The sequence below is a fragment of the Vibrio sp. 10N.239.312.C11 genome (assembly GCF_041466065.1).
Taxonomy (GTDB): domain Bacteria; phylum Pseudomonadota; class Gammaproteobacteria; order Enterobacterales; family Vibrionaceae; genus Vibrio; species Vibrio tasmaniensis_A.
This window is the reverse complement of the sequence record NZ_JBFSRZ010000015.1, coordinates 36,674-50,237: the sequence shown is the minus strand read 5'-3', so window position 1 is coordinate 50,237 and position 13,564 is coordinate 36,674. Positions and strand designations below refer to the sequence as shown.

Genomic DNA, 13,564 nt, shown 5'->3' with positions numbered 1-13,564 from the left:
GATGGATTCTCAACGTAATATCCTGTTAATCGCATTGGCTTTGGTTTCTTTCCTACTGTTCCAACAATGGAACGTAGCTCAGAACCCAGCTCCACAAGCGATTGAGCAGGCACAATCTGGCAGCACCCTACCAGCGCCATCTTATGCAGATGACTTAGACCCAGCTCCGGGCCAACAAGTCGCTTCTGCAAAAACTATCACAGTAACAACTGATGTACTGACTCTGTCAATTGATACGGTTGGTGGTGATGTCGTTCAAGCAAACCTAAATGATTACTCTGCTGAGTTTGATTCTGAAGATACATTTGTTCTTCTTAAGAACGAACCTGGTCACCAATTTATCGCACAAAGCGGTCTAGTTGGCCCTCAAGGTATCGATTTAAGCAGCACTAACCGCCCTAGCTACACAGTTTCAGCAGACAGCTTCACGCTTGCTGATGGTCAGGATGAACTACGCATCCCGATGACTTACCAAGCGAACGGCCTTGATTACACGAAAACATTCGTCCTTAAGCGTGGCAGCTACGCAATGGATGTTGAATACGATGTAGTCAACAACTCTGGTACTAACGCGACATTCGGCATGTACGCTCACCTACGTCAAAACGTTATGGATGACGGCGGTAGCTTAACAATGCCAACTTACCGTGGTGGTGCTTACTCTACGGAAGATACGCGTTACAAAAAATACAGCTTCGACGACATGCAAGATCGCAACCTGTCTCTTAACCTAGCCAATGGTCAAGGTTGGGCAGCGATGATTCAGCACTACTTTGCAAGTGCTTGGATCCCACGCGACGAAGCAGGCAGCAACCTTTACACTCGTGTCATTGGTAACCTTGGCGACATTGGTGTTCGCATGCCGAACAAGACCATCGCTACTGGCGACGAAGCAAGCTTCAAAGCAACGCTTTGGGTTGGTCCTAAACTTCAAGACCAAATGGCTGCTGTAGCACCAAACCTAGACCTAGTAGTTGACTACGGTTGGTTATGGTTCATTGCTAAACCACTTCATACTCTGCTTTCGTTCATTCAAGGCATCGTTGTGAACTGGGGTCTGGCAATCATCTGTCTAACGTTTATCGTTCGTGGTGCTATGTACCCACTAACGAAAGCTCAGTACACGTCTATGGCGAAAATGCGTATGCTTCAGCCTAAGCTGACTGCAATGCGTGAGCGTATTGGCGACGACCGTCAACGCATGAGCCAAGAAATGATGGAGCTGTACAAGAAAGAGAAAGTAAACCCACTTGGTGGCTGTTTACCTATCATCTTGCAAATGCCTATCTTCATTTCGCTATACTGGGCACTAATGGAGTCTGTTGAACTGCGTCACTCACCGTTCTTCGGTTGGATTACTGACCTTTCAGCACAAGACCCATACTACATCTTGCCACTTCTGATGGGTGCTTCAATGTTCCTAATCCAGAAGATGAGCCCGACAACTGTAACGGATCCAATGCAGCAGAAGATCATGACCTTTATGCCGGTTATGTTTACATTCTTCTTCCTGTTCTTCCCTTCAGGTCTGGTTCTTTACTGGCTAGTATCGAACATCGTAACTCTGATTCAGCAAACGCTTATCTACCGCGCGCTGGAAAAGAAAGGCTTACATTCTAAGTAAGTTCGATAATAGAAAGAGATAAAGAAAGGCGACCAAAAGGTCGCCTTTTTGTTTTTAGCTGATTACAATTCAGCTAATTGATTAATCGTGAACGCCCCTTTTTGGCTCTCACATGCTAGCAGGCACAACTATGACTACAGATACGATTGTTGCTCAAGCGACCGCGCCCGGCCGTGGTGGCGTCGGTATTATCCGCGTTTCCGGCCCATTGGCGACTCAGGTTGCCCTAGAAGTAACAGGAAAAACACTTAAGCCTCGCTACGCTGAGTACCTGCCGTTTAAATCTCACGATGGCATCGAACTCGACCAAGGTATCGCGCTTTTCTTCCCTAACCCACATTCGTTTACTGGCGAAGACGTGTTAGAGCTGCAAGGCCACGGCGGTCCGGTGGTGATGGATATGCTAATCAAACGAATCCTCGCGATCTCAGGCGTGCGTGCTGCGCGTCCAGGTGAGTTTTCAGAGCGTGCCTTCTTAAACGACAAGATGGATTTAACTCAAGCCGAAGCGATTGCTGACCTGATTGACGCAAGCTCAGAAGAAGCGGCGAAATCTGCACTACAATCCCTGCAAGGTGAATTCTCAAAGCGTATTAATACACTGGTAGATTCCCTGATTTACCTAAGAATCTACGTTGAAGCGGCTATCGACTTCCCTGAAGAAGAAATTGATTTCCTTGCTGACGGTAAAGTAAGTGCTGACTTACAGGCTATCATCGACAATCTCGAAGCTGTGCGCCAAGAAGCCAATCAAGGTGCCATCATGCGTGAAGGTATGAAAGTCGTGATTGCAGGTCGCCCAAATGCGGGTAAATCGAGCCTATTAAATGCATTGTCAGGCAAAGAATCTGCCATTGTGACTGATATTGCCGGCACTACGCGTGATGTACTGCGTGAACATATCCATATTGATGGCATGCCACTGCATATTATTGATACCGCAGGCCTACGTGAGGCCTCTGATGAAGTAGAAAAGATAGGTATTGAACGTGCTTGGGAAGAAATAGCTCAGGCAGACCGAGTTTTATTTATGGTTGATGGCACAACAACAGACGCAACCGACCCGAAAGATATCTGGCCAGATTTCGTTGATCGTCTACCAGACAACATCGGAATGACGGTAATTCGTAATAAAGCGGATCAAACCAGTGAAGAGTTAGGCATTTGTCATGTTAACGATCCAACCCTGATTCGCTTATCAGCCAAAACAGGCCAAGGTGTCGACGCTCTGCGTAGTCATCTAAAGGATTGTATGGGCTTTGCTGGTGGTCATGAAGGTGGCTTTATGGCACGTCGTCGTCACTTAGATGCCCTAGAACGAGCATCAGAACACCTAGATATCGGCCAACAGCAGCTTGAAGGCTACATGGCGGGTGAGATTTTAGCGGAAGAGCTTCGAATTACTCAGCAGCACCTCAATGAGATCACGGGTGAGTTCAGTTCAGACGATCTTTTAGGTCGCATCTTCTCTTCATTCTGTATTGGTAAATAACCTTAAAAGGCCAGCTCATACTGGCCTTCTTCTTTAGTAAGGACAGCTTAATGATCCACATTATTACAGGTAGCACCTTAGGTGGTGCAGAGTACGTTGGCGATCACCTTAATGATCTTCTTGAAGAGCAAGGTCATGAAATAACCCTTCATAATCAGCCTGAATACGATGATATCCCCCAACAAGGCTTTTGGTTGTTGGTCACTTCAACTCATGGTGCCGGTGAATTTCCAGATAATATTAAGCCGTTTATCGACGCATTGACCCAGCAATCTCCAGATTTAAGCCAGGTTCGCTTTGCTGTAGTGGCGCTTGGAGATTCGAGCTACGATACCTTCTGTTTGGCAGGTAAATCAGTCCACAGCCAACTAAAAGAGCTCGGTGCTCAAGCGATTTCTGGCTGTTTTACCATCGATGTTCTTGAAACACCGGTCCCAGAAGATGCTGCAGAGGAATGGTTTAACGATCATAGTGACCAGTTTTAACACCCCAATCTTCTAAAAAGCGGCTTATGCCGTTTTTTTTGTCTCTGAAAATCGTGATTGTGAATAACTTTTTTGAAAATAAATCGAAATACATGTCCTTTTTTTCAATTTTCTCTGTGGATAAGATCATACATATACGGTGATCAACCTATAGTTATCCAAATAACAACTTTCTAGGTAATTCCCCCTTGTGCATAAGTAGCCATTTTGATCCCAGCTAATCCTCATTATGATCAAAGTTAGATCACACCCTTTGATCCAAAAAAGATCCATGATCTTGTTGATCATTTTCTACTTATCCACAGATACCCTCGATCCTAATAATAGATCTAATAAAAGATCTCTCTAAAGATCTTATCTATATTAATTAAAAACAGCTTTTTCGAAAAATTCCAAAAACGTTTTCTCAAGCTATGAAAACAGGTAGAATATCGCTCCTTTTTATCAATCTAGAAACGTTTGAGTACCTGAGGTCGGTTCATGCTTTATCACGAAAAATTTGACGTCATCGTTGTTGGTGGTGGCCATGCAGGAACGGAAGCCGCACTCGCATCTGCACGTACTGGTCAAAGTACGTTATTACTAACTCATAATATCGATACGTTGGGACAGATGTCTTGTAACCCAGCCATTGGCGGGATCGGTAAGGGCCACTTGGTAAAAGAGGTCGATGCTATGGGTGGATTAATGGCGCAAGCTATTGATCATGCAGGTATTCAGTTCAGAACATTAAACGCATCAAAAGGCCCTGCGGTACGTGCAACTCGTGCACAAGCTGACCGCGCACTTTACAAAGCCTTTGTCCGTAATGTTCTTGAAAACACACCAAACCTAACTCTGTTCCAACAGTCGGTTGATGACTTGATCGTTGAACAAGATCAAGTGGTGGGTGTGGTTACGCAAATGGGCCTCAAATTCCGCGCTAATGCTGTGGTCTTAACGGTAGGCACATTCCTAGGCGGTAAGATTCATATTGGTATGGAAAGTTCATCGGGTGGACGTGCGGGTGATCCACCATCGATCGCGCTCGCTGACCGTCTTCGTGATCTTCCATTTCGTGTTGATCGCCTGAAAACGGGTACACCTCCTCGCATCGATGCACGCAGCGTTGATTTTTCTGAGCTTGAGGTTCAGCACGGCGATAATCCGACTCCGGTTTTCTCATTCATGGGTAACCGAGCTCAGCAGCCGCGTCAGATTCCATGTTACATCACGCACACTAACGAAAATACGCATGACGTTATTTGTGCCAACCTCGATCGCAGCCCGATGTACGCTGGTGTGATTGAAGGTATTGGCCCTCGTTACTGTCCGTCGATTGAAGACAAAGTGATGCGCTTTGCTGATAAAAACAGTCACCAAATTTTCATTGAGCCTGAAGGCCTAACGACGCACGAGTTATACCCGAATGGTATTTCAACCAGTTTGCCGTTTGATGTTCAGGTAAAAATCGTTCACTCAATGAAAGGTTTTGAGAACGCACACATCGTTCGTCCTGGCTACGCGATTGAGTACGATTTCTTTGACCCTCGCGATCTTAAACTGACTTACGAGACCAAGTTTATTAAGGGGTTGTTCTTTGCGGGGCAAATCAATGGCACCACTGGCTACGAAGAAGCTGCAGCACAAGGCTTAATGGCCGGTTTGAATGCGAGTTTGTTTACGCAAGGCAAAGAGGGCTGGAGCCCACGCCGTGATCAAGCTTACATGGGTGTACTTATCGATGACTTGTCGACAATGGGTACCAAAGAACCGTACCGCATGTTTACATCTCGCGCGGAATACCGCTTGTTGCTTCGTGAAGACAACGCTGATATCCGTTTGACTGAAAAGTCACGTGAACTTGGCTTGGTCGACGATGCTCGTTGGACGCGATTCAACGAGAAGATGGAAAACATGGAGAAAGAGCGTCAACGTCTTAAAGAAACATGGATTAATCCAAAATCTGAAGATATTGATCAATTGAACCAGATCCTGAAAACACCAATGTCTCGTGAAGCGAGTGGTGAAGATCTTCTTCGTCGTCCTGAAATGACTTATTCACAGCTAACGTCGTTGGATCGTTTTGGTCCTGCACTGGAAGATCAACAAGCCTCAGAGCAAGTTGAGATCCAAGTGAAGTACGATGGCTATATCCAACGTCAACAAGATGAAATTGAAAAATCACTGCGTCATGAAAACACCAAACTGCCGGCTGACATCGATTACAGTAAGGTAAAAGGGCTTTCTAACGAAGTGGTTCTAAAACTAACTACCGCTAAACCAGACTCAATTGGTATTGCATCGCGAATCTCAGGTATCACACCTGCTGCAATTTCAATTCTGTTGGTTTACTTGAAAAAACACGGCCTGTTGAAAAAAGGTGAGGAAGCATAATGAGCGCATTACGCGAAAAACTGGATCACCTGATTGGCCAGACTGAACTTGAAGTATCTGAAAAGCAACGCAGCCAATTGGTTGGCTACGTTGAGTTACTAAACAAGTGGAACAAAGCATACAATCTGACGTCAGTTCGTGATCCGCAAGAAATGATGGTGAAACATATCTTGGATAGCATCATTGTTAGCACTCACTTACAAGGCAAGCGCTTTATTGACGTTGGCACAGGCCCTGGCCTTCCTGGGATTCCGCTCTCAATCATGAATCCTGACTGCGAGTTTTACTTGCTAGACAGCTTGGGTAAGCGTATTCGTTTTATCAAGCAAGTGATTCATGAGCTGGGTATCGACAACGTGGTGCCGATTCAAAGTCGCGTTGAAGAATTTCAACCAGAAGAAAAGTTTGATGCCGTGCTCAGTCGCGCATTTGCATCAATGACAGACATGGTAGAGTGGTGTCATCATTTACCTAAAGAGCAATCCGGTGTATTTTTGGCTCTTAAGGGACAACATCCTAGAGACGAAATCGACCTGTTACCTGAATGGTGTTCAGTGACAGACATTAAAGCTTTGCAAGTGCCAGAGCTTGATGGAGAGCGTCATCTAGTTACTTTATCGCGTCAGGGATAATCAGCGAGGCCATAGTGGGTAAAATCGTAGCAATTGCCAACCAGAAGGGTGGCGTAGGAAAAACAACAACTTGCATTAACTTAGCAGCATCAATGGCGGCAACAAAGCGCAAGATATTGGTTGTTGACCTCGATCCTCAAGGTAATGCCACGATGGCGAGCGGTGTTGACAAGTATCAGGTTGAAGCAACTGCTTACGATTTGCTAGTTGAAGACACCCCATTTGATGAGGTAGTTTGCCGAAGTACATCTGGCAATTATGACCTTATCGCCGCAAATGGTGATGTTACAGCGGCAGAAATCAAATTGATGGAAGTGTTTGCTCGTGAAGTTCGCCTAAAGAACGCGTTGGCATCCATTCGTAATAACTATGATTTCATCTTTATCGATTGCCCACCGTCATTAAATCTTCTTACAATTAATGCGATGGCTGCAGCCGATTCCGTATTGGTTCCTATGCAATGTGAATACTTTGCTCTGGAAGGTTTGACTGCGTTGATGGATACCATTAGCAAGCTCGCTGCGGTGGTCAATGAGAATCTGAAGATTGAAGGTCTTCTGCGTACTATGTACGACCCTCGTAACCGCTTATCGAACGAAGTATCTGATCAACTCAAAAAGCACTTCGGTAGCAAAGTCTATCGAACTGTGATCCCTAGAAATGTGCGTCTGGCAGAAGCGCCGAGTCATGGCAAGCCAGCAATGTACTACGACAAATATTCTGCAGGAGCTAAGGCATATCTTGCTCTTGCTGGCGAAATGTTACGTCGTGAAGAAGTCCCAGTATAGGTCCAACCAAAGGAATTCGCTCAATGTCTAAGCGTGGTTTAGGAAAGGGGCTAGATGCATTGCTTGCAACTAGCTCATTAGCTCGTGAAAAGCAGCAAGTTGCTTCTTATAGTCAGGCGTTGTCGGCTGATGGTGAGCTTATCGAATTGGCTGTTGGTTGCTTAACGCCAGGTGTATATCAACCGCGTAAGGATATTGCGCCGGAAGCGCTAGAAGAGCTGGCAGCATCAATCCAATCTCAAGGTATTATTCAGCCAATCGTTGTACGCCCTTTGGCACACGACCAGTTTGAGATTATTGCTGGCGAACGTCGTTGGAGAGCTGCTCGTCAAGCTGGCCTTAGGCAAGTGCCATGTCTAATTAAGAGAGTCGAAGACAAGGCCGCGATTGCGATGGCATTGATCGAGAACATTCAGCGTGAAGACTTGAATGCTATCGAAGAAGCACAAGCGTTAGAGCGCTTGCAGAACGAATTTGAGCTGACACATCAACAAGTTGCTGAAGTGATCGGTAAATCGAGAGCAACGGTTAGTAACTTATTACGTCTAAATCAGCTCGAAAATGAAGTAAAAGGTTTAGTTTCCAACAAACACCTGGAAATGGGGCATGCTAGAGCATTGCTTGCGCTCGAAGGCGATACCCAGGTTGAGGCAGCAAACACTGCAGCAACCAAAAAAATGACCGTGCGTCAAACTGAGCAGCTTGTTAAAAAGTGCTTAAAGCCAGACGTTGAATCAGAATCGAAGCAAGAAGACACTGAAGCTATCGAACTTTCACGAAGACTCACGGAAAAATTGCAAGCAAACGTTTCAGTTACTCGTTCTGTTAGTGGGAAGTCAAAAGTGACAATTACTCTTGATGAGCCTCACAAATTAGATCAACTTATTGCTAAATTAGAGTACTAAGTGAGATAATTGATTTAGGTCAATTATGTAATGAACAAGTGATTTCGTACAAAAGTTGTCGGTTTGTATACAAAAATGTAAATGATTGCTGCATTCTTATTGCAATCAATTTGGCTGAACGTATAATTTTCGCCAATTTATCAGCACGCTTTTAAGCGAGTATCAAAGTAGGCTTAAAAGAGGAACGAATACATGGTAGCGGCGTTAGCAAGACCAGGACGAGTGCTTGCAAAGCAAATGTTATTGATCGAGCTTAGCGCGGTTATATTAGTGGCGATAGGGTTAGGTTTAGCTGTTAATCCTGATTGGGGTTTTGCTGCATTAATCGGTGGCGGTATTTTTGTCATCGCGAATGTAGTTTTTTGTGTGTGTGCTTTTCTATTTTGTGGAGCTCGCGCAACTAAGTTAGTTGCGGCGTCGTTCTATGCAGGTGAAGCGCTCAAAATCTTAATCACAGTTCTACTATTCTCTATCGTCTACATGTATATGCAGGTGGAATTAATTCCCCTCAAACTGACCTATTTACTGGTTCTAGGTATTAATATCTTTGCGCCAGTGCTTTTCATTAACAATAAAAAATAGGATGAGTTATGGCTGCGCCAACAGCATCCGGATACATTGAACACCATTTACAAAACCTTTCTTTAGCTAAGTTTGGTCTTGTAGAGGAGACAAGTTTCTGGAACGTACATATAGACAGTCTGTTTTTTTCGGTGTTGACAGGGATGTTATTCCTTTGGGTTTTTCGCTCAGTCGCTAAGAAAGCAACAGTAGGTGTACCTGGTAAGCTTCAGTGTTTTGTTGAAATGGTAGTGGAATTCGTTGGTGACAACGTTAAAGAAACTTTCCATGGCCGCAACCCTCTGATTGCCCCACTAGCACTGACTATATTCTGCTGGATTATCATTATGAACTTGATGGACTTAGTGCCTATCGATTTCTTACCATATCCTGCAGAGCATTGGCTAGGTATCCCTTACTTGAAAGTGGTTCCTACAGCTGATGTTAATATAACAATGGCAATGGCTTTAGGTGTTTTTGCTCTGATGATCTACTACAGCATCAAAGTGAAAGGTCTAGGCGGATTTGCTAAAGAATTGGCACTGCATCCATTTAATCACCCAATCATGATTCCATTTAACTTGGTACTTGAGGTAATTTCGTTATTAGCGAAGCCACTATCTCTAGGTATGCGTTTATTTGGTAATATGTTTGCGGGTGAGGTGGTGTTTATTCTTATCGCGGCAATGCTACCGTGGTACTTACAATGGGTAGGTGCACTACCTTGGGCTATCTTCCATATCTTGGTTATTTTGATTCAAGCGTTTGTTTTCATGATGTTGACAATCGTTTACTTATCAATGGCTCATGAAGATAGTGATCACTAAAAAATTTTTAAGCTTTATTCTAACTATTAATGTTAATCGGAGAACGTAAATGGAAACTGTACTAAGTTTTTCAGCAATCGCTGTTGCTATCATTGTTGGTCTTTGTGCCGTAGGTACTGCAATTGGTTTTGCTATTCTTGGTGGTAAATTCCTAGAAGGCGCTGCGCGTCAACCTGAAATGGCTCCAATGCTACAAGTTAAGATGTTCATCATCGCTGGTCTATTGGATGCTGTTCCAATGATCGGTATCGTAATCGCACTACTATTCACGTTTGCTAACCCATTTGTTGGTCAACTAGCAGGCTAATTAACTTCTAAATAGTTAATTAAATTTTTGTAGTTGATTCTTAACGAGGGGTAGCTGTTGTGAATATGAACGCAACTCTGCTAGGTCAAGCAATTGCTTTTTCACTGTTTGTTTGGTTCTGCATGAAATATGTATGGCCACCAATCATGCAAGCAATTGAAGAACGTCAGAAAAAAATTGCTGACGGTCTGGTAGCCGCTGAACGCGCTGCTAAAGACTTGAACCTGGCACAAGCCAACGCTTCTGAGCAAATGAAAGAAGCAAAGCGCACTGCAACTGAGGTTATTGATCAGGCAAACAAACGTAAAGCTCAAATTATTGATGAAGCACGCGAAGAGGCTCAGGCAGAACGCCAGAAGATCTTAGCGCAAGCTGAAGCAGAAATTGAAGCAGAGCGTACACGTGCCCGTGATGACCTGCGCAAACAAGTCGCAACTCTGGCTATAGCTGGTGCTGAGAAAATCCTTGAACGTACAATCGATAAAGATGTACACGATGATCTTCTTAACAACATTACTGCAAAACTTTAAAGCAAGGGGCTGTATATGTCTGATTTGACTACAATCGCACGCCCCTATGCTAAAGCAGCGTTTGACTTTGCGGTAGATAAAGGTGAGCTAGACCAATGGGGTCAAATGCTTACTTTTGCTGCCGAAGTGGCACAAAATGATGATGTTCACAATTTATTAAGCGGTTCTATGACTGCTGAAAAATTAGCTGAAGTATTCATTGTAATTTGTGGCGAACAATTTGATGAATTCGGTCAGAACTTAATTAAAGTGATGGCAGAGAATGGCCGCTTAATGGCTTTTCCTGATGTTTGTAAAGAGTTCTTTATACTCAAAAAAGAGTATGAGAAAGAGATCGACGTTGAAGTAACTTCAGCGGTAGAACTTTCTGAAGAGCAACGTGCAGAGATTAGCAGCAAATTGGAACAGCGCTTAGCGCGCAAAGTTCAGCTGAATTGCAGTATAGATGAGACTCTACTTAGTGGAGTTATTATTCGAGCCGGAGACCTAGTCATCGATAACTCAGCGCGCAGTCGTTTAGACCGCCTGAGCGATGCATTGCAGTCTTAATGGGGATTGGAGCATGCAACTTAATTCCACTGAAATTAGCGATCTAATTAAACAACGTATTGAATCTTTCGACGTTGTTAGTGAAGCTCGCAATGAAGGTACTATCGTTTCTGTAAGCGATGGCATCCTTAGCATCCACGGCCTAGCGGACGTGATGCAAGGTGAAATGATCGAACTACCGGGTGGCCGTTACGCGCTAGCACTAAACTTGAACCGTGATTCGGTTGGTGCTGTTGTAATGGGCCCGTATGCTGACCTACAGGAAGGCATGAAAGTTACAGGTACTGGTCGTATTCTAGAAGTACCAGTAGGTCCTGAAATGCTTGGTCGTGTTGTAAACACACTAGGTGAGCCAATTGATGGTAAAGGTCCAATCGAAGCTAAATTGACTTCGCCTGTAGAAATTATCGCACCAGGTGTAATCGACCGTAAATCGGTAGATCAACCTGTTCAAACTGGTTACAAGTCTGTTGACTCAATGATCCCTATCGGTCGTGGTCAACGTGAACTAGTAATCGGTGACCGTCAGACTGGTAAAACAGCAATGGCGATCGATGCGATTATTAACCAAAAAGATTCTGGTATTTTCTCTATCTATGTAGCTATCGGCCAAAAAGCGTCGACTATTGCTAACGTAGTTCGCAAACTAGAAGAGCACGGCGCACTAGCAAACACTGTTGTTGTTGTTGCATCGGCTTCTGAATCTGCAGCGCTGCAATACCTTGCACCGTATGCTGGTTGTGCGATGGGCGAATACTTCCGTGATCGCGGTGAAGATGCACTGATTGTTTATGATGATCTATCTAAGCAAGCTGTCGCTTACCGTCAAATCTCGCTACTACTTAAGCGTCCACCAGGTCGTGAAGCGTTCCCAGGTGATGTTTTCTACCTTCACTCTCGTCTACTAGAGCGTGCAGCTCGTGTAAGCGAAGCATACGTAGAAAAATTCACTAACGGCGAAGTGACAGGCAAGACTGGTTCTTTAACAGCTCTTCCTATCATCGAAACGCAAGCTGGTGACGTATCTGCATTCGTACCAACGAACGTAATCTCGATTACTGATGGTCAGATCTTCCTACAAACTGAGCTATTCAACGCGGGCGTACGTCCAGCTGTTGACCCAGGTATCTCAGTTTCTCGTGTAGGTGGTTCGGCGCAGACTAAAATCATCAAGAAGCTATCTGGCGGTATCCGTACTGCTCTAGCTCAATACCGTGAACTTGCAGCATTTGCTCAGTTCTCTTCGGATCTTGATGAAGCGACTAAGAAGCAGCTAGACCACGGTCAAAAAGTTACAGAACTGATGAAGCAGAAGCAATACGCTCCTATGTCTGTATTTGACCAAGCTCTAGTAATCTTCGCTGCAGAGCGTGGATACCTTCAAGACGTTGAACTTTCTAAAGTTCTAGACTTTGAAGCTGCTTTACTGTCGTTTGCTCGTGGTCAATACGCTGATCTAGTAACACAGATCGACGCAACGGGTGCTTTCAACAAAGAAATCGAAGCTGAGCTGAAGAAGCTTGTTGACGATTTCAAGGCAACCCAGACCTGGTAATTGGTAGGTGGTCTTAGGGCCACCTCATACCATTAACGGAGAGTAACGATGGCCGGCGCAAAAGAGATACGTAATAAAATCGGTAGTGTTAAAAGCACACAGAAGATTACGAAAGCAATGGAAATGGTAGCAGCTTCAAAAATGCGTCGTTCTCAAGACGCAATGGAAGCTACTCGTCCATATGCAGAAACAATGCGTAAAGTGATCGGTCATTTGGCTAATGGTAGCCTCGAGTATAAGCATCCTTATCTTGAGGAACGTGAAGCCAAACGTGTTGGTTACATCATCGTTTCTACAGACCGTGGTCTTTGTGGTGGTTTGAACATTAACTTGTTCAAGAAAGCCATGAACGACATGAAAGATTGGTCTGAGAAAGGTGCTGATGTTGAGCTTGCAATTGTAGGCTCTAAAGCAACAGCATTTTTCAACAACAGCGGCGCGAAAGTAGCAGCTCAAGTTTCTGGTCTGGGCGATCGTCCAAGCCTTGAAGACTTGATTGGCTCTGTGAGCGTTATGCTGAAGAAATATGATGAAGGCGAACTAGATCGCCTGTTCGTAGTGTTCAACAAGTTTGAAAACACTATGGTTCAAGAACCAACGATCGATCAATTACTTCCTTTGCCTAAATCAGACAGCGAAGAAATGAAACGCAGTCATTCTTGGGACTACATTTATGAGCCCGAGCCAAAGCCACTACTAGATGCACTATTGGTTCGCTATGTCGAATCTCAAGTGTACCAAGGTGTGGTCGAGAACCTTGCTTGTGAGCAAGCGGCTCGAATGATTGCAATGAAATCAGCAACAGATAATGCTGGTGACATTATTGATGACTTAGAACTTGTGTATAACAAAGCCCGTCAATCGGCGATTACACAAGAACTTTCTGAGATCGTTTCAGGCGCAGCTGCGGTTTAAGCTTAGGTAAAACTAAAT

The 13,564-nt window shown here is 44.4% G+C and carries 14 protein-coding genes; all 14 read left to right on the top strand.

Features of this window, described 5'->3' with window-relative positions:
• Position 1 precedes the first annotated feature (1 nt).
• The 14 genes from yidC to atpG all read left to right on the top strand — a co-directional run bounded on the left by yidC (position 2) and on the right by atpG (position 13,546).
• Positions 2-1,624 (top strand): membrane protein insertase YidC, encoded by a 1,623-nt coding sequence (gene yidC / locus AB6D07_RS08980; RefSeq protein WP_004735803.1) that lies wholly within the window; start codon positions 2-4, stop codon positions 1,622-1,624.
• Between the two features lie 130 nt (positions 1,625-1,754).
• On the top strand, positions 1,755-3,116 hold the full coding sequence (mnmE, locus tag AB6D07_RS08975) for a tRNA uridine-5-carboxymethylaminomethyl(34) synthesis GTPase MnmE (RefSeq protein WP_029222947.1): 1,362 nt from the start codon (positions 1,755-1,757) through the stop codon (positions 3,114-3,116).
• Positions 3,117-3,166: 50 nt separating this feature from the next.
• The gene (mioC, locus tag AB6D07_RS08970) at positions 3,167-3,601 is read left to right on the top strand and encodes an FMN-binding protein MioC (RefSeq protein ID WP_009848129.1); all 435 of its coding nucleotides are present in this window, start codon (positions 3,167-3,169) and stop codon (positions 3,599-3,601) included.
• Between the two features lie 480 nt (positions 3,602-4,081).
• Positions 4,082-5,977 (top strand): tRNA uridine-5-carboxymethylaminomethyl(34) synthesis enzyme MnmG, encoded by a 1,896-nt coding sequence (gene mnmG, locus AB6D07_RS08965; protein WP_017103131.1) that lies wholly within the window; start codon positions 4,082-4,084, stop codon positions 5,975-5,977.
• On the top strand, positions 5,977-6,609 hold the full coding sequence (gene rsmG / locus AB6D07_RS08960; protein WP_009848127.1) for a 16S rRNA (guanine(527)-N(7))-methyltransferase RsmG: 633 nt from the start codon (positions 5,977-5,979) through the stop codon (positions 6,607-6,609). The genes mnmG and rsmG overlap by 1 nt, the downstream gene beginning before the upstream one ends.
• 14 nt (positions 6,610-6,623) lie before the next feature.
• The gene (locus AB6D07_RS08955) at positions 6,624-7,397 is read left to right on the top strand and encodes a ParA family protein (protein ID WP_009848126.1); all 774 of its coding nucleotides are present in this window, start codon (positions 6,624-6,626) and stop codon (positions 7,395-7,397) included.
• Between the two features lie 23 nt (positions 7,398-7,420).
• Positions 7,421-8,302 carry a ParB/RepB/Spo0J family partition protein gene (locus tag AB6D07_RS08950; protein WP_017103132.1) on the top strand — a complete coding sequence of 294 codons (882 nt, stop codon included), beginning with the start codon at positions 7,421-7,423 and terminating at the stop codon, positions 8,300-8,302.
• A gap of 192 nt (positions 8,303-8,494) precedes the next feature.
• Positions 8,495-8,884 carry a F0F1 ATP synthase subunit I gene (locus AB6D07_RS08945; RefSeq protein ID WP_008221392.1) on the top strand — a complete coding sequence of 130 codons (390 nt, stop codon included), beginning with the start codon at positions 8,495-8,497 and terminating at the stop codon, positions 8,882-8,884.
• 8 nt (positions 8,885-8,892) lie between these two features.
• Positions 8,893-9,690 carry a F0F1 ATP synthase subunit A gene (atpB, locus tag AB6D07_RS08940; RefSeq protein ID WP_009848124.1) on the top strand — a complete coding sequence of 266 codons (798 nt, stop codon included), beginning with the start codon at positions 8,893-8,895 and terminating at the stop codon, positions 9,688-9,690.
• Positions 9,691-9,739: 49 nt separating this feature from the next.
• The gene (gene atpE / locus AB6D07_RS08935) at positions 9,740-9,997 is read left to right on the top strand and encodes a F0F1 ATP synthase subunit C (RefSeq protein ID WP_004411110.1); all 258 of its coding nucleotides are present in this window, start codon (positions 9,740-9,742) and stop codon (positions 9,995-9,997) included.
• A 59-nt stretch (positions 9,998-10,056) separates the two neighbouring features.
• Positions 10,057-10,527, top strand: coding sequence for a F0F1 ATP synthase subunit B (atpF, locus tag AB6D07_RS08930; protein ID WP_010433231.1), 471 nt, complete (start codon positions 10,057-10,059; stop codon positions 10,525-10,527).
• Positions 10,528-10,542: 15 nt separating this feature from the next.
• Entirely contained in the window at positions 10,543-11,076 is a 534-nt protein-coding gene (atpH, locus tag AB6D07_RS08925) for a F0F1 ATP synthase subunit delta (RefSeq protein WP_009848122.1), read from the top strand.
• A gap of 13 nt (positions 11,077-11,089) precedes the next feature.
• Positions 11,090-12,631: a F0F1 ATP synthase subunit alpha gene (gene atpA, locus AB6D07_RS08920; protein ID WP_009848121.1), complete on the top strand. Its 1,542-nt coding sequence runs from the start codon at positions 11,090-11,092 to the stop codon at positions 12,629-12,631.
• A 48-nt stretch (positions 12,632-12,679) separates the two neighbouring features.
• Positions 12,680-13,546 carry a F0F1 ATP synthase subunit gamma gene (gene atpG / locus AB6D07_RS08915; RefSeq protein WP_009848120.1) on the top strand — a complete coding sequence of 289 codons (867 nt, stop codon included), beginning with the start codon at positions 12,680-12,682 and terminating at the stop codon, positions 13,544-13,546.
• Positions 13,547-13,564 lie beyond the last annotated feature (18 nt).